Consider the following 15419-nt stretch of genomic DNA (forward strand, 5'->3'; position numbering starts at 1 on the left):
GATGGCGAAGATACGCACCGGGGAGATCACCACCCATGTCCAGCGGCTGCCCGCGGCGAACCCGCCGGCCGACGGCGGCGAGCCGCCGGTCGTCGTGTTCGTCCACGGGCTGCTCACGGACAGTCTGGCCAGCTACTACTTCACGCTCGGACCGGCGTTCGCGGCGGCGGGCATCGACGTGATCATGTACGACCTGCGGGGCCACGGCCGCAGCGAACGCCCGCCCACGGGCTACCGGCTCGAATCGTTCGTCGGGGACCTCGTCGGCGTTCTCGACGCGCTCGGCGAGACGCGCCGGGTGCACGTGGTCGGCAACTCCTTCGGCGGCACGATCGCGACCGCGTTCGCCGCCTGGCACCCCGACCGGGTCGCCACCGTCACCATGATCGAGTCGGAGCCGCCGGTGGCCGAGTGGACCCGGCACATGGCCGACGGGCTCGGCGACGCGAAGAGCCAGCTGGCCCGCGAGGAGGTCATCGGCTGGATCTCGGCCAACCACGGCGCCCACACGGCCCGGCTGTCCCGGGGAGCGAGCCGCATCCTGGCCACGACCACCCTCGCCGAGGACGTCCCGGCCGGGCGGATCATCGACGACGGCCTCGACGCCCTCGACGGCTGCCCGGTGCTGGCGATCTTCGGCGACGAGTCCGGTCTGAGCGCGCAAGTGCCGGACCTGGAAGCCAAGTTGATGTCGTGCCGCACGGTGGTCCTGGCCGACCAGGGCCACTCGGTGCTGGTGGAGCGCACCGAGGAGACCCAGGAACTGATCCTGCGCTGGGTGCGGGAGCACACCCTGACCGAGGCCGTGCGGTGACACGGTTCCTGCTGGTCGGCCCCCCACTGGTCGGGCACACCAACCCGCTGGCCGCCGTCGCCGGTGAGCTGCTCCACCGGGGCCATGAGGTGGCGTGGGCCGGCTACGGCGATCAGATCCGGGCGCTCGCGGGCCCCGGGGCCGAGGTGTTCGAGTGCGCCATGCCGGACAGCGGGCTGAGCCGGCCCCCGGGCCTCGCGGGGCCCGCGGCCTTCCAGCACCTCTGGGAGAAGTTCTTCATCCCGCTCGCTGATCTGATGGCGCCCGGTGTCGAGGCGGCGATCGACGCGTTCCGGCCCGACGCCGTGTTCACCGACCAGCACGCCGTCGCGGGCGCGCTGGTCGCCGAACGGCGCGGGATCGTGCATGTCACATCCGCGACCACCTCGGCCGAACTCGTCGACCCGCTGGCGGAGTTGCCCAAGGTCGGTGCCTGGCTGGACGGTCTGCTCGGCGGGCTGCGGGCCCGTGTCGGCGATCCGTCGCTGTCGGGCGACCCGCGCTTCTCACCGCACGGGGTGATCGCGTTCACCGGACGGGAGCTGGTCGGCGACACGCCGCTGCCGGGCGGGCACGTCCATCTGGTCGGCCCCGCCGTCGCCCCCCGCGCGGGCGGTCCGGACTTCCCCTGGGAGCTGCTCGACCCGGCCCGCCGCCTCGTTCTCGTCTCGCTCGGCACGGCCAACGCGGACGCCGGGGGTCGCTTCCTCACCGAGGCGGTGGCCGCGCTCGACGCCCTCGGCGACGGTGTGCAGGGGGTCGTGGTCGATCCCGGCGGCACCCTCGGAGCCGTGCCGCCCGGGGTGATCGTGCGCCCGCACGTGCCCCAACTCGACCTGCTGGCACGGGCCGACGCCGTCGTCTGCCACGCCGGGCACAACACGGTGTGCGAGACGCTGTGGCACGGCCTGCCGCTGGTGCTCGCCCCGATCCGCGACGACCAGCCCATCGTCGCCGGGCAGGTGGTCGACGCGGGCGCCGGTGTGCGTGTCCGCTTCCGCCGCGTGGACGCCGCCCGGCTCGGCTCGGCGATCCGGACCGTGCTGGACGACACCGGCGGCCACCGGACCGCCGCCGAGTCCATCGGCCGCTCGCTGCGCGCGGCCGGCGGCAGGTCGGCCGCCGCCGACCACCTCGAACGGATCGCGGCACGGCACGCGCCCGTCCCCGCGTCCGGCTGAGCCCTCCGCCTCCCGCCGAACTCCCCCACCGCTACCACGGGACCCCCCATGACATCGGCATCCGCCCCCACCGAATCCCCCGCCGGACCCGCCGGCGGGACCCGCGCCACTGACGACCCGTCGGGGAGAACTCCCCTGCGGGTCCTGCTGGGTTACGCCCGGCCGCACCGGCTCGTCCTGTGCGCCACCCTGTTCCTCCTCCTCGCGGCGAGCGGGGCCGGTCTCGTACAGCCGCTGGTGGCGCAGCACGTACTGGACGGACTGGCCGACGGCGACGGGGTCATGGGGCCGGTACTGCTCCTGGCCGCGCTGGTCGTCCTCGGTGCCCTGCTCACCGGGCTCCAGTCCTGGTGGCAGCAGCGCACCTCGGAGCGGGTGGTCCGGCAGATCCGCCGGGACCTGGTGTTCCGGCTGATCCGGCTGCGGGTGCCGGAGCTCGACCGCCGCGCGCCGGGCGACCTCATCTCCCGTGTCACCTCCGACAGCACCCTCGTGCAGAACGCCGCGACCGAGGGCCTGGTGATGGTCGCCAACGGGGTGCTCAGCATCCTGGGGGCCGTGGTGCTGATGGGGCTGGTGCATCTGGGACTGCTCGGAGTGACGGTGGGGGTGCTGCTGGCGGTCACGCTGGTGATGGTGCTCATCCTGCCCCGGATCCGTGAGGCGGTCGCCCGCTCGCAGGAGTCGATCGGCTCCGTCGGCGCGGCGCTGGACCGGGCACTGGGCGCGGCCAGGACCGTGAAGGCCAACGGCGCCGAGGGCAGGGAGACGGCGCGCGCGGGCGAGGCGGTCGACGGCGCCTACCGGGCGGGACTGACCGGCGCGCGGTACGTGGCGATGGTCAAGGTGCTGTCGGGTGTCTCCATCCAGGCGGCGTTCCTCGCCGTGCTCGGGGTGGGCGGCGCGCTGGTCGCCTCGGGAGGCCTGGAGGCTTCGGCGCTCATCGCGTTCCTGCTGTACGTGTTCTATCTGGCGAGTCCGATCGGCTCGCTCGTGGCGGGGCTCGGCATGCTTCAGCAGGGGCTGGGCGCGGTGGGGCGCATCGAGCAGGTCGGGCGGATGCCGATCGAGGACGACGTCGACACCGATCGTGACGGTGGAGCCGACAGTGACGGGCGTGCGGGCGGGGGCCGTTGGGACGGGACGAACGCGCCGCCGGTCGAGTTCCGGGACGTCCACTTCTCCTACCCGGACCGGTCCCCCGCGCTGCGCGGCGTCTCGTACACGGTGCGCGGTGGCACCCAGACCGCGCTGGTGGGTCTGTCGGGAGCGGGCAAGACCACGATGTTCGCCCTGCTCCAGCGGTTCTACGAGCCCTCGGCCGGCCGGATCCTGATCGGCGGTGCGGACATCGCCACGCTGCCCCGCGCCGAGGTGCGCCGCCGGATCTCCTACGTCGAGCAGGAGTCACCCGTCATGGCGGGGACGATCGAGGACAACCTCACGTACGCGGCGTCGGACGTGTCGGCCGGGGAGGTGGCGGAGGTCCTGCGGCTGACCCGGCTCGACTCACTGATCGAACGGCTGCCGGACGGGCTGCGCACGGAGGTCGGCAGCCGGGGTGTCGCGCTGTCGGGCGGTGAACGGCAGCGGCTCGCCATCGCGCGCGCCCTGCTGCGCGGTCCCGAGGTTCTGCTGCTGGACGAGGCGACGGCGCAGCTCGACGCCAGCAACGAGCGGGCGCTGCGGGAGGCGGTCGAGCAGGCGGCGCGGCGCTGCACCGTCATCCTGATCGCGCACCGGCTCTCCACGGTGACCGGGGCGGAGCAGATCGTGGTGCTCGAACACGGCCGGGTCCGTGGCACGGGGACGCACGAGGAGCTGGTCGAGGCCGATGTGCTGTACCGCGAACTCGCCGCCTCCCAGATGCTGGTCGGCGACGGCGGTGACAACGGTGCCGGCGACCTCCCGGAGGTCGCGGGCTCCCCGGTCGCCGGCAGCGGCCCGGCCGGGGGGCCGGTGCCGGTGATCCGGTGAGAAGCGGTGAGGGCATTCCGCTCGGAAGCGGAATGCCCTCACTTATCTCAGCCGTTCTCAGCGTTCTCGATCAGTGCGACCGAGTCAGCCGGTAATGGCGTTCAGGGACGCGAGATATCCGTCCCTGTGTCCTTCCACATTCGGGTGGTAGGACTCATTGATCTTGTCCCATTCCAGACTCGTCACCCATTCCGACCCGCCCGAGCAGAGCGCGTGCTGGTCGAATGAGGGGCGCGGGTCGAGGAAGGTGAATCCGGCCTCGGATGCCCGGCTCGACATAATGTCGTTCAGTACGTCGGCCGCTGAATTCATGGCCGCACGCTCCGCGTCGCTGAGACCGAGGATTCCGCAGTTCCCGCCGATCTTGTAGAGGCGCGGGTAGCCCACGACGACGACCTTGGCCGACGGCGCGGCGGCCCGCACCGCGCCATAGGTCTGCGCGAGCGCGGGAGACAGGGCGCCCTGCGCGGCCTGCTTCGCGAGCTCGACGCCGGCGATGCAGTCCGCGTCGTCGATCGTCAGGATGCAGTTGGTCAGGACATCGACGAAACCGACGTCGTTGCCTCCGACCTGCACCGTTACCAGTGTGGTGTCCGCCGTCAGCTGCGGTATCTGGGTGCTGGCGACATCGGCCGTGGTGGCGCCGGAGCACGATGCCTCGACGAAACCGACGGACGGGTGCTGGGCGGCCCAGAGCCGGGGGTAGGTCAGCGGACCGCGCCGGCACGGGTCGTCGGGGTTGTCGTAGGTACGCGTACCGGGAGCGACGGCGTAGGAGTCGCCGATGGCGACGTACTTACCGTCCGCCTTCGGGGCCGCGGTCGCTGTGGGGGCGATGGTTGCGGCTACGACCATTGCCAGAAGTGCGGCGATGATTGGTCTTTTTGAGCGCACGAATACTTCTCCGATGAGTGGGGTCATGGACTCTATATAAATAGCACCGGCGGACACTCTGCGGAATAGGTAGCCATAAATTAACTGATGGCATTTCAGGGACGGCCGGTCAGGCACGCAACCTTCATGCAACGTTGCGTCCTGTTCACTGGCGGGATGAGTCAAGAGGAGACCGCGCGCGTGGAGGTGACACCCGCGGCCGCCGATCTGATACGGCGGCTGCGGGCGGACCACGGACCGCTGATGTTCCACCAGTCGGGCGGCTGCTGTGACGGCAGCGCGCCGATGTGCTACCCGGACGGCGAGTTCCGTACGGGGAACTCGGACGTGCTGCTCCAGTCCCTGGAGGTGGAGGGCGTCACCGAGCCGGTGCCGTTCTGGATGTCGGTGAGCCAGTACGAGGCGTGGCGGCACACCCGGTTGATCGTGGACGTCGTGGAGGGACGCGGCAGCGGCTTCTCGCTGGAGGCGCCGGAAGGGGTGCGGTTCCTCATCCGCTCACGGCTGGCCTGAGCCCCGCCGATCATGGCCGGTCCCCGGGGCGTCTCCTCATGGCTGGAGGCTGCTCACCACGTTCGCCGTGGAGTTGATCCCGTCCTGGATCGTGGGGGCCATGCTCGTGCCCGCGAGGAAGAACCCGAGCAGCACGCAGACGATCGCGTGCCCCATCTTGAGTCCGCCGTTGCGCACGAAGATCACGGCCAGTAGCAACAGAAGCAGGACCAGTGAGATCGAAATGGCCATCGTCAACCTCCTCCGCCGCGCCGGAATTGCGGCATTCGGCCGTCAGTCTGGCGGAGCGGAGGGGCTGTTCGGGCAACTGGCGTGTAGGCCGTACGGGTTGACTACCGGTCGTTCGCGGTCAGGAAGCGCTCCAGGCCGGCGAGGTCGTCGGTGTTGACGTGGTCGACGCCCACGTCGAGCAGCTCGGTCCAGACGGCGTCGCGGGCGGGCCCGGCGAGGTCGGGGGTGGCCCAGAAGCGGACGCGCTGTCCCCGCCGGTGGGCGGCGCGGACGATGCGGTGCAGCTCGGCGCGTTCGGTGGCGGGGAAGGCGCCGACTCCCTGCCAGGTGAAGCTCGTTGTCCAGTTGCTGCTGATGAGCGGGATGAACGAGGCGCGTGCCGTGCTGCCGAGGTCGTCCAGCCGGCCGTCGTAGAACGCGTGGCGCACCTGCTGCGCCTCCATCGGGACGCGGGCGGCGCGGTCGCCGGAGATGACCGGGGTGACGGCTCCGTACCGCACCGAGCCGTGGGAGTAGGTGCTCAGCATCGAGCGGTGGGCGCGCAGTTGGCGGTGGAGCTCCAGATAGGCGGCGGCGCCGTCCGCCTTGATGTCGATGAGCAGTTGCACCGGCCGGTGGTGGCCCCGGTAGACGGCCCCGCCGTTGGCCCGCACCCGCTCGCGCAGCGGGTCGAGGTAGAGCGAGCGGAGCGTACGTGTGGGGTCGAGCGTCTCCGGCTCGTGGGCGACCAGCAACTCCCCGTCGACCAGGAAGACATCGGCCTCGACGCTGGTGAAGCGGTGCGACAGCGCGTCGTGGAGGGGCCGCTCGTGCAGGTAGTCGTTGTGCGCGTGGGCGCGTCGAAGCGGCGCGGGACCGCCGCGCTCCGTCGCCCGCGCGTACGAGGGGACGGCGACTGCTCCGGCGAACGCGGCGGCGAGGGTGGTCACCGCTCTGCGTCGGGTGGTGAGGGCCATGATGCCTCCGGGGTGTGAGGGGCGGACGACTGGAGCCTGGGCGAGTATCCGCCGCCGACGGCCTCAAGGGGCAGGGGGCCAACCAGAGTTCGGCGACCCGACGGCTGTGGTTCAGACAGCCCCGGTGATCTCCGGCCAGCCGACCGTACGGTCGCACCAGCGCTCCAGCAGCACCCGGTCGTGGCCGACGGCCAGCAGTCCGGCGCCCTGGGCGCGCCGGTACTCCTCGACCACCGTGACCAGTGCGGCCGTGGTCGACGCGTCGAGCATCGCGGTCATCTCGTCGCAGACCAGCCAGCGCGGGCGCAGCACCAGCGCGCGGGCCAGACAGGCACGTTGCAGCTGACCGTCGCTGACCTCGTGGGGCCGGCGGCCGAGCAGATCGTCCGTGAGCCCGACGGTGCCCGCCAGCTCCCGCACCCGGTCGGCGGCCTCGTCGCGCCTGCCGCCCGCGCGCAGTGGTTCGGCGATCAGGTCGCGCAGCCGCATCCGGGGGTCGGCCGACAGCCGGGGCTGCTGGAAGACCACACCGATCGCGGTGCGTCGCGCCCTCGGCGCGCGGTGGCGCCAGCCGGTGACGCGCTCGCCGTCGAGGGTGACGGTGCCCGCGTCGGGCCGGTGGAGCAGGGCGGCGACGCGGGCGAGAGTGGACTTGCCGCAGCCGCTGGGGCCGAGGAGTCCCACCGACTCACCGGGGGCGACGGTGACGGACGCTCCCCTGACGACGGGGGCGCCCCGCCCGTATCCGGCGGTGATGCCGAGGAGTTCAAGCATCGACGCGCTCCTCGGCGTGGTGGCAGGCGACGGACGAACCGTGACCGGGTGTCAGGACGGGGAGCACGGCGCAGCTCTCGGTGGCCCGGGGGCAGCGGGCCGCGAAGGCGCAGCCGTCGGGGAGGTCGCCCAGCTCCGGCGGCATCCCGGGGATGGCGGTGAACTCCCGCTCGGGCAGCGCGTCGAGCAGACCGCGCGCGTAGGGGTGGCGCGGTCCGGGGGCGCCGAAGAAGCGTGCGGCGGGGCTGAGTTCGACGATCCGGCCCGCGTACATGACGGCGACGCGGTCGGCGATCCGTTCGGCAGCCGCCAGATCGTGAGTGATCATCAGCAGGGCGCGGCCGTCGTCGGTGTGGCGTCGCAGTTCGTCGGCGGTGCGGTCGACCAGTTCGCGGTCGAGTCCGGTCGTCGGCTCGTCCGCCAGCAGCAGCGGGGCGTCCCCGATGAGCGCGAGGGCCGTCGCGGCGCGCTGCGCGAGACCGCCGGAGAGTTCGTGCGGGTAGCGGTCGAGATGGTCGGCGGGGAAGGCCGCGCGTCCGGCCGCGGTCTCGGCGGCCTTGGTGAGCGCGGGGCCCCGGACGCCTGTCAACTCGCGCAAGACTTCTACGAGTTGGGAGCGCACGGTGCGTACGGGGGTGAGGTGTGCGGCGGGGCTCTGCGGTACGAGGCCGATCCGCCGGCCGCGTACGGTACGGGCCAGGGTCCGTTCGTCGGCGGCGAGCAGATCGGTGGGCGCCGCCGGGCCGGGACCGGCGAGCAGGGCGGCTCCGGTGGTCTGCGCGTTGCCGGGCAGCAGGCCGAGCAGCGCCGACGCGAGGACGGACTTCCCGCAGCCGCTCTCACCGACGAGCACGAGGCATTCGCCCGCGGCGAGGTCGAAGGTGGCGTCGGTGACGGCCGCGATGTGCCGTCCGCCGCGCATCCGGAAGCGGACGCCGAGGCCCCGTACGGACAGTACGGGTGACGTCCCGGCCGAGGGGGCCGGATCCGGCGTCCGGGCCGGGGACGAGGGGGTGGTCACAGCATCAGCTCCGATCGGCGGCGCGGATTGATCCGTTCCCGCCACACCCCGGCGAGGCCGGCGATGGCGAGCGTCGGGACGATCAGGAACAGACCGGGGAACAGCGTCGGCCACCAGTCCCCCGCGAGCAGCGAACCGCGCGCCGTCTGCACCAGGTTGCCGAGGCTCGCCTGGTGGCTGGGCAGTCCGAGGCCGAGGAAGGAGAGCGCCGACTCGTGCCACATGGCGTGCGGCACCATCAGCACGGCGGCGAGCCCCGCCTGCGGCAGGACCCCCGGCAGCAGATGGCGCACGGTGACCCGCCACCGCGATGAGCCGCCGGAGACCGCGGCGTCCACGTAGGGCCGCGAGCGCAGCGACAGGACCTCGGAGCGGACGATCCTGGCGGTGGAGAGCCAGTGGGTCAGCGCGACGGACACGATCACCGGCCAGACGCCGGGCCGGAACATCGCGACGATGAAGATCCCGAGGAGCAGGTGCGGCACCGAGGAGAAGGTGTCGACGAGACGCATGACGACGCGGTCGGTCCAGCCGCCGAAGGCCGCGGCCGCGGCCCCGACGGCGGTGCCGATGACGGTGGCCACGAGGGCGGCGACCAGCCCGACGAGGAGGGAGACGCGGAGCCCGTACACACAGCGCAGCAGCAGATCGCGGCCGACGTCGTCGGTGCCGAACGGGTGGGCGAGGGACGGTGGCTGGAGTTTGAGCGCGAGGTCGACGGCCTGTTCGTCGAGCCGGACGACCGGCGGGACGATCAGGACGGCCAGCACCACCGCGGCGACGATCACGGCCGAGGTGGCCGCGCGGACGTTCCGGGTCGAGCGGCGGCTGCGCCCGCGTGAGCGCCACAGCGGGTCGCCCGCCGTCTTCGGCGCGTTCCCGGGACGCGGCGTGCGCGTGGTGGTGTCAGCCATCGAAGCCCACCCTCGGGTCGGCGAGTCCGTACAGCAGGTCGGAGAGGAGGTTGCCGATGAGCACGGCGACCGTGGCGAGCACGGTCAGCGCGGCCAGCAGCGGGAAGTCCACGGAGGTCGCCGCCTCGACGGTCGCCGCGGCGATCCCCGGCCAGCTGAAGACCGTCTCGATGAGGAGCGCGCCGGTGATGAGTTCGGGGACGCGGGAGCCGATGAGGGTGAGCATCGGCAGCATGCCGGAACGCCAGGCGTGGCCGAGCAGTACGGTGCGTTCGCCCAGTCCGCGGGCGCGCGCCCCGCGTACGGGGTCCTCCTCCAGCGCGTCGGCGACGCCCTGCCGTACGTAGAGGTAGAACCACGGCATCTGCGAGACACCGAGCACCGCGGCGGGCAGCACCAGGTGCGAGGCGACCTGGCCGAAGGTGACGGTGTCGCTCCCGGAGTCGGTGAGCCCGCCGGCCGGCAGGACACCGAGCCGCAGGGCGAAGAACCAGATGGCGAGCAGTCCGAGCCAGAAGGCGGGCGCGGCCTCCAGGGTGTACGCGGTGGAGCTGACGCAGCGGTCGAGCCAGCCGCCGGGGCGCCGGGCCGCGGCCACCCCGAGCGCCGTGCCGAGGAGGATCGCGAGGACGAAGGCGGAGGTGGCCAGGAGCACTGACCAGCCGAGGCGTTCGGTGATCACGTCGGCGACCGGCCGGCGCATGACGCCGGAGTCGCCGAGATCGCCGGTGACGGCCGATGTCAGCCACTCCCACCAGCGTGCGACGAGCGGCCGGTCGACGCCCAGGTTGGCGCGCAGCTGGTCGAGGGTCTCCTGCGAGGCGGTGAGGCCGGCGGTGCCGGCGTACGCCTTGACGGGGTCGAAGGGTGAGGCGGCGGCGACGGCGAAGACGCCGAAGGTGACGACCAGCAGGACGGGGGCGGCGAGGAGCAGCCGCCGCCCCGTCATTCGGGCCATCGCCCCCCACGGGAGGCGTCGGTTCACGGTGTGCGGGCCCACTTCTCGACGTTCCACCACGGGCCGGACGCGAGTCCGTGGTCGTGCGGCTCGACCTGGGTGGTCAGGGTGCCCCAGGTGTCGTCGACGACGTACACGTGGTCGACGTGGGTGAGGAAGGTGTAGCCGGGGTCCTTCGCCAGCTCACGCTGGACGGTGTCGTACGCGGCCTTGCGCTCCTGCTTGTCCCCGCTCTCGCGACCGGCGTCGAGGGCCTTGTCGACGGCCGGGTTGTCGTACCAGGCCATGTTGTTGAAGCCGTCGCCCGCGAGGCCGGAGTTGAGCAGGCCGAACTGGTCGAAGTCCGGGTCGCCGGGGGCTCCGCCGCCCGCCAGGACCGCGTCGGTCTTCATCCGCGGCTCGATGACCTCCCAGGTGCCGGCCTGGGTCTTGATGTCGATGCCGGCCTTCCTGGCGTCGGAGGCGTAGGCGAGCGCGTGGTCCTGGCGGAGTTTGTCGCCGGTCAGGTACCAGAGCGGGAAACCGGCGCGCACCCCGTCCTTGCTGCGCACGCCGTCCCGGCCGGTCCGCCAGCCCGCCTCGTCGAGGATCCGCTCGGCCTTCGCGAGGTCGTGTGCGCGCTCGGTGCCCTTGGTGAACCACTCGCTGCCGGTGGGGACCGGGCCGTAGGCGGCCCGGCCGGCACCGTCGAGGATCTTGTCGACCATGGTGTCGCGGTCGACGGCGACATCCAGCGCGCGGCGTACCGCGTTGTCGCCCGCGACCTTGTTGTGGGTGGGGAGGGTGACGGTTCGGTAGTCGTAGGACGTGGCCGAGTAGGTCCGCCTGCCCTTGTCGTTCTCGAAGCCCTTGGCGAGGTTGGGCGGCAGGATCGCGCCGTCGAGGTCTCCGGCGCGCAGCCGGGTGGCGCGGACGTCGTCGTCCTTGATGATCGCCATGGTGAACTTCTCCACCTTGGGCGCGCCGTCCCAGTAGTCCGGGTTGGCCTTGAAGCTGATCTTCTCGCCCTTGGACCAGTTGGTGAGGACATAGGGCCCCGTACCGACGGGCTTGGTGGTGAACGGGCCGGTGTTGACGTCCTGTCTGCCCGCGAGATGCTCCGGCGCTATCGGCAGCACGGTCCGCTGGGCGAAGGGCGCGTAGGGGTACTTGAGGGTGAAGACGACGGTGTGCTCGCCCTTGGCCGTGACGTCCTCGATCGCCGCCAGCTCGGTCTTGGACGGGTTGTTGGTCTTCGCGTCGAGGATGGTGCGGTAGGTGAAGACGACGTCCGCGGCGCTGAAGGGCTTGCCGTCGCTGAACTTCACGTCGTCGCGCAGCCGGTAGGTGTAGGTCGTGCCGTCCGCGCCGACCTCGGGAAGCGCGGAGGCGAGCGCGGGCTTGAGGTTCATGTCGCGGTCGACCGCGAGCAGCCCGTCGAAGAGCTTGGAGTTGCCGTCCTTGCCGAAGCCGAGCAGCGGGCTGAGGCTGTCCGGCTCGTAGGCGATCCCGACGACCGCGGACTCCTGGTCCGCGCCGTCGGGGCCGGAGCCGCTGTCCGGGTTCGAGCAGGCCGCGGCGGCGAAGGCCAGCGAACCGGCCAGCGCCGCCGCGGCCGTGCCGCGTATCGAACGGGCGGTCATGGATTCCACACCCCTACTGAAGATCACACGTTATTGCGAACGACTCGCAATTAAACAGTATGTAAAGGGGTGCTTGTCCAGGGCGCGGGGGAGCCGGCCGGCGGCCGGAACTACGGTGCCGGGGCGCCGGGCGCGGGCAGCGCGGCCAGGGTCGCGACCCTCTCTTGGTGCGATCCGGTCGAACCCAGCGCGATCTCACCGGACTTGGCACGCTTGAGAGACAGATGCGCGGGGTGCTCCCAGGTCATGCCGATGCCGCCGTGGAGCTGGACGCACTCCTCGGCCGCGTGCACCGCGACCCGGCCGCAGTACGCCTGGGCCACCGCCACGGCGAGCGGCGCCTCCGGGCTGTCGGCGGCGAGCGCGTCGGCGGCGCTCCGGGCGGCGGCGCGCGCCGACACGACCTCCAGCCAGAGCTGGGCCATCCGGTGCTTGAGCGCCTGGAAGGAGCCGATGGGCCGGTTGAACTGGTGCCGTTCGCGGGTGTGCCGCACCGTCTCCTCCAAGCACCACTCCGCGAGCCCGAGTTGCTCCGAGGCGAGCAGTCCCGCGCCCGCGAGCAGTCCACGGCGTACGGCGGCCTCCGCTGCGCCGGGACCGGTCCCCCGGTCTGCGAGCCGTGTCCCGGCGGCGAGGGCGGCGGGGTCCACGGTGACGGTGGCCAGCGGGCGCGTGAGGTCCAGCGGGGTACCGGGGCGGACGGTGACGCCGGGCGCCGACCTCTCGACCGCGTACAGCCCGTCGTCGCCCGGGACGAGCAGGACGTCGGCGATCGTGGCGTCGGCGACGGCCCTGACGCCGCCGCTCGCGGTGGCGGTGGGGAGCGGGGCGTCCGGACCGGTGGAGAGCGGGACGGCGAGCACGGCGACCTTACGGCCCGTGGCCAGCGCGCCGAGCAGCTCCGCAACGGCAGCGCTCCCCGCGCTCCCCGGGTCCAGGGCGAGCAGCGTCTGCGTCGCGATGACTGAGCTGGTCAGATAGGGCGCGGGCGTGACCGCCCGGCCCAGCTCCTCCAGCACCACCGCCGCCTCGCGGTGGCTCGCCCCCTGACCGCCGAGGGCTTCGGGGACGAGCAACCCGGCCGCGCCGATCCCGGCGGCCAGCGACGTCCAGAGGGCGGTGTCGTAGGGCGCGCCCGATTCGGCGCGGGCGAGCGCGCCGGGGAGGTCGGCGCGGTCGGTGAGCAGGGACCGTACGGCGGCGCGCAGGTCGTCCTCGGCCTCGGAGTACAGCAGGTCGGGCGCGGGCCCGGCCGTCCCGGTCCCGGTCGCCGCGTCCGCGTCCGCGTTCGTATCCGTCTTCGTGTCGTTCACCGTGCTCATCGGGCGAGGTCCTTCCATGCGACGTCCTTGTCGTCGCGCGGCTCTGCGGGCAGCCCGAGGACGCGTTCGGCGACGATGTTGAGCAGTACCTCGCTCGTACCGCCCTCGATGGAGTTGCCCTTCGAGCGCAGATAGCGGTAGCCCGCCTCGCGGCCGGTGAAGTCGACCAGCTCCGGGCGCCGCATCGTCCAGTCGTCGTACAACAGGCCCTCGTCGCCGAGAAGTTCGACTTCCAGTCCGCTGATCTCCTGGTTGAGCCGGGCGAACGACAGCTTCAGGCCCGAGCCTTCGGGTCCGGGCCTGCCCACGGCGAGCTGCTGGCGCAGGCGTTCACCGGTCAGCCGTGCGACTTCGGCCTCCACCCAGAGCGTGAGCAGACGCTGGTGGAGGTCGTGGGTGCGCAGTTCGGGACGCTCGCGCCAGGTCCGGGAGACCGGGCCGATCATGCCGCCCTCACGGGGCAGGCGGGCGCCCCCGATGGAGACACGTTCGTTCATGAGGGTGGTCCGCGCGACCTTCCAGCCGTCGCCGACCGGGCCGAGCCGGTGCGCGTCGGGGATGCGGACGTCGGTGAGGAACACCTCGTTGAACTCGGCCTCGCCGGTTATCTGGCGCAGCGGCCGGACCTCGACGCCGGGGGCGGTCATGTCGCAGATGAAGTAGCTGATGCCCCGGTGCTTGGGCAGGGCGGGGTCGGTACGGGCTATGAGGATGGCCCAGCGGGCGAGATGGGCGCTGGAGGTCCACACCTTCTGCCCGTTGACGATCCAGTCTCCGCCACCCGGACCGTCGGCATCGCCCGCGCCACCGCCCACACCGTCCTGACCGCCCGCGCCGTCGCGTACGGCGCGGGTCGCGAGCGCGGCGAGGTCGGATCCGGCGCCGGGTTCGCTGAAGAGCTGGCACCAGACCTCCTCGCCGACCCACAGGGGCCGCAGGAAGCGGCGCTTCTGCTCGTCGGTGCCGTACGCGAGGATCGTCGGCGCGGCCATGCCCAGGCCGATGCCGATACGGCGCGGGTCGTTGTCGGGGGCGCCCGCGGCGGCCAGTTCGGCGTCGACGACCGACTGGAGCGAGCGCGGGGCGCCGAGTCCGCCGAGTCCGGCCGGGAAGTGCACCCAGGCGAGCCCGGCGTCGAAGCGGGCCTTCAGGAAGTCGCCCGGTGCCGTGCCGGTCGGCGGGTGCGCGGCGAGCAACTCCTCGGTGCGGCGGCGCAGTCCGGCCGCGTCGGGCGCGGTCACCGGGCGCCCGCCCCGGGTGCGGCGGCCAGGCCGGGGAGGACGACCAGTCGCCCGGTGGTGGTGCCGTCGGCCACGCGCTGGACGGCCGAGGCGCCCTCGGCCATCGGCACCCGCTCGCTGATCAGGGGCTTGACGACGCCCTTGGCGGCCAGTTCCGTCAGTTCCCGGTGGCAGCGGAGGATCGCGGCGGGATCCTTCTGGTTGTACAGGCCCCAGTGCAGCCCGACGATCGAGTAGTTCTTCACCAGCGCGTGGTTGAGTGCGGGAGCCGGGATGGTGCCGCTCGCGAAGCCGATGACGAGGATGCGCCCCTCGAAGGCGACGCACTTGGCGGACTTGGTGTACGCGTCGCCGCCTACCGGGTCGTAGACGACATCGGCGCCGCGCCCGCCGGTGAGGTCCTTGACGGCGATGACGATGTCGTCGGTGCGCCGGTCGATGACATGGTCGCAGCCCAACTCCCGCGCCACCCGCACCTTGTTGCGCCCGCCGGCCACGCCGATGACGGTGGCGCCCGCGGCCTTGCCCAGCTGGACGGCCGCGCTGCCGACGCCTCCGGCGGCGGCGTGCACGAGCAGCGTCTCGCCCGCCTGGAGGCGGGCCCTGCGGTGCAGTCCGAACCAGCCCGTCTGGTAGCCGATGTGCAGGGCCGCCGCCTCCGCGTCGTCGAGCGCGTCCGGCGCGGGGAGCACGGCGGCCTCGTCCGCGACGACGTACTCGGCGAGTCCGCCGTCGGGCAGCGCGGGTGTCGCGATGACGCGCCGCCCGTCCGGCGTCTCGCCGCAGACCTCGACGCCGGGTGTGAAGGGCAGCGGCGGCCGGACCTGGTACTGCCCCCGGCAGAGCAGGGCGTCGGGGAAGTTGACGTCCGCGGCGAGGACCTTCAGCAGGAGCTGACCGTCGCCGGGCGTCGGCCTGTCCACCTCGTCCAGCCGCATCACCTCGCCCGGCTCGCCGTTCCGGTGCACTCGCCATGCCTGCATTCGGGGGCCTCCACAGCT

At 72.6% G+C, this 15419-nt stretch carries 15 protein-coding genes; 4 read left to right on the plus strand and 11 right to left on the minus strand.

All coding sequences use genetic code 11. The features are described from left to right. Window position 1: 1 nt before the first annotated feature. The 3 genes from ACZ61E_RS00260 to ACZ61E_RS00270 are packed head-to-tail and all read left to right on the plus strand — an operon-like array spanning window position 2 to window position 3972. Window positions 2–814, plus strand: a complete 813-nt coding sequence (locus ACZ61E_RS00260; RefSeq protein ID WP_469696219.1) for an alpha/beta fold hydrolase — start codon at window positions 2–4, stop codon at window positions 812–814. After that, complete coding sequence (locus tag ACZ61E_RS00265) at window positions 811–1995, plus strand: glycosyltransferase (protein ID WP_469696220.1); 1185 nt, start codon at window positions 811–813, stop codon at window positions 1993–1995. The genes ACZ61E_RS00260 and ACZ61E_RS00265 overlap by 4 nt, the downstream gene beginning before the upstream one ends. A gap of 48 nt (window positions 1996–2043) precedes the next feature. Further along, window positions 2044–3972 (plus strand): ABC transporter ATP-binding protein, encoded by a 1929-nt coding sequence (locus ACZ61E_RS00270; protein WP_469696221.1) that lies wholly within the window; start codon window positions 2044–2046, stop codon window positions 3970–3972. An 84-nt stretch (window positions 3973–4056) separates the two neighbouring features. Here the strand turns inward: ACZ61E_RS00270 and ACZ61E_RS00275 are convergent, their stop codons facing one another. After that, window positions 4057–4827: an SGNH/GDSL hydrolase family protein gene (locus tag ACZ61E_RS00275; RefSeq protein ID WP_469696223.1), complete on the minus strand. Its 771-nt coding sequence runs from the start codon at window positions 4825–4827 to the stop codon at window positions 4057–4059. A gap of 195 nt (window positions 4828–5022) precedes the next feature. Between ACZ61E_RS00275 and ACZ61E_RS00280 the strand changes: the two genes are divergently transcribed. Beyond that, on the plus strand, window positions 5023–5379 hold the full coding sequence (locus tag ACZ61E_RS00280) for a DUF779 domain-containing protein (RefSeq protein ID WP_469696225.1): 357 nt from the start codon (window positions 5023–5025) through the stop codon (window positions 5377–5379). 36 nt (window positions 5380–5415) lie between these two features. Here the strand turns inward: ACZ61E_RS00280 and ACZ61E_RS00285 are convergent, their stop codons facing one another. The 10 genes from ACZ61E_RS00285 to ACZ61E_RS00330 all read right to left on the minus strand — a co-directional run bounded on the left by ACZ61E_RS00285 (window position 5416) and on the right by ACZ61E_RS00330 (window position 15401). Next, entirely contained in the window at window positions 5416–5610 is a 195-nt protein-coding gene (locus ACZ61E_RS00285; RefSeq protein WP_469696227.1) for a hypothetical protein, read from the minus strand. A gap of 101 nt (window positions 5611–5711) precedes the next feature. After that, window positions 5712–6566, minus strand: coding sequence for a phosphatidylinositol-specific phospholipase C/glycerophosphodiester phosphodiesterase family protein (locus ACZ61E_RS00290; RefSeq protein ID WP_469696228.1), 855 nt, complete (start codon window positions 6564–6566; stop codon window positions 5712–5714). Window positions 6567–6677: 111 nt separating this feature from the next. Continuing rightward, on the minus strand, window positions 6678–7340 hold the full coding sequence (locus ACZ61E_RS00295) for an ABC transporter ATP-binding protein (RefSeq protein WP_469696229.1): 663 nt from the start codon (window positions 7338–7340) through the stop codon (window positions 6678–6680). Continuing rightward, complete coding sequence (locus tag ACZ61E_RS00300; protein WP_469696230.1) at window positions 7333–8361, minus strand: ABC transporter ATP-binding protein; 1029 nt, start codon at window positions 8359–8361, stop codon at window positions 7333–7335. Before ACZ61E_RS00300 ends, ACZ61E_RS00295 begins: the two co-directional genes overlap by 8 nt. Next, a complete protein-coding gene (locus tag ACZ61E_RS00305; protein WP_469696232.1) occupies window positions 8358–9275 on the minus strand; it encodes an ABC transporter permease in 918 nt (305 codons plus the stop codon). Before ACZ61E_RS00305 ends, ACZ61E_RS00300 begins: the two co-directional genes overlap by 4 nt. After that, window positions 9268–10233, minus strand: coding sequence for an ABC transporter permease (locus ACZ61E_RS00310; protein ID WP_469696234.1), 966 nt, complete (start codon window positions 10231–10233; stop codon window positions 9268–9270). Before ACZ61E_RS00310 ends, ACZ61E_RS00305 begins: the two co-directional genes overlap by 8 nt. Window positions 10234–10256: 23 nt before the next feature. After that, on the minus strand, window positions 10257–11855 hold the full coding sequence (locus tag ACZ61E_RS00315; RefSeq protein WP_469696235.1) for an ABC transporter substrate-binding protein: 1599 nt from the start codon (window positions 11853–11855) through the stop codon (window positions 10257–10259). Between the two features lie 110 nt (window positions 11856–11965). After that, entirely contained in the window at window positions 11966–13177 is a 1212-nt protein-coding gene (locus ACZ61E_RS00320; protein WP_469696237.1) for an acyl-CoA dehydrogenase family protein, read from the minus strand. After that, window positions 13174–14418, minus strand: coding sequence for an acyl-CoA dehydrogenase family protein (locus ACZ61E_RS00325; RefSeq protein ID WP_469696238.1), 1245 nt, complete (start codon window positions 14416–14418; stop codon window positions 13174–13176). The genes ACZ61E_RS00320 and ACZ61E_RS00325 overlap by 4 nt, the downstream gene beginning before the upstream one ends. Continuing rightward, the gene (locus tag ACZ61E_RS00330) at window positions 14415–15401 is read right to left on the minus strand and encodes an NADPH:quinone oxidoreductase family protein (protein ID WP_469696239.1); all 987 of its coding nucleotides are present in this window, start codon (window positions 15399–15401) and stop codon (window positions 14415–14417) included. Before ACZ61E_RS00330 ends, ACZ61E_RS00325 begins: the two co-directional genes overlap by 4 nt. Window positions 15402–15419: the final 18 nt, after the last annotated feature.

It is taken from the genome of Streptomyces sp. NPDC104581 (assembly GCF_055583685.1).

Bases quoted from the DNA above. Each gene is read 5' to 3' on its own strand.
- ACZ61E_RS00260 (WP_469696219.1), top strand. From the start codon at position 2: ATGGCGAAGATACGCACCGGGGAGATCACCACCCATGTCCAGCGGCTG.
- ACZ61E_RS00270 (WP_469696221.1), top strand. From the start codon at position 2,044: ATGACATCGGCATCCGCCCCCACCGAATCCCCCGCCGGACCCGCCGGC.
- ACZ61E_RS00275 (WP_469696223.1), bottom strand. From the start codon at position 4,827: ATGGTCGTAGCCGCAACCATCGCCCCCACAGCGACCGCGGCCCCGAAG.
- ACZ61E_RS00280 (WP_469696225.1), top strand. From the start codon at position 5,023: ATGAGTCAAGAGGAGACCGCGCGCGTGGAGGTGACACCCGCGGCCGCC.
- ACZ61E_RS00285 (WP_469696227.1), bottom strand. From the start codon at position 5,610: ATGGCCATTTCGATCTCACTGGTCCTGCTTCTGTTGCTACTGGCCGTG.
- ACZ61E_RS00290 (WP_469696228.1), bottom strand. From the start codon at position 6,566: ATGGCCCTCACCACCCGACGCAGAGCGGTGACCACCCTCGCCGCCGCG.
- ACZ61E_RS00295 (WP_469696229.1), bottom strand. From the start codon at position 7,340: ATGCTTGAACTCCTCGGCATCACCGCCGGATACGGGCGGGGCGCCCCC.
- ACZ61E_RS00305 (WP_469696232.1), bottom strand. From the start codon at position 9,275: ATGGCTGACACCACCACGCGCACGCCGCGTCCCGGGAACGCGCCGAAG.
- ACZ61E_RS00310 (WP_469696234.1), bottom strand. From the start codon at position 10,233: ATGGCCCGAATGACGGGGCGGCGGCTGCTCCTCGCCGCCCCCGTCCTG.
- ACZ61E_RS00315 (WP_469696235.1), bottom strand. From the start codon at position 11,855: ATGACCGCCCGTTCGATACGCGGCACGGCCGCGGCGGCGCTGGCCGGT.
- ACZ61E_RS00320 (WP_469696237.1), bottom strand. From the start codon at position 13,177: ATGAGCACGGTGAACGACACGAAGACGGATACGAACGCGGACGCGGAC.
- ACZ61E_RS00330 (WP_469696239.1), bottom strand. From the start codon at position 15,401: ATGCAGGCATGGCGAGTGCACCGGAACGGCGAGCCGGGCGAGGTGATG.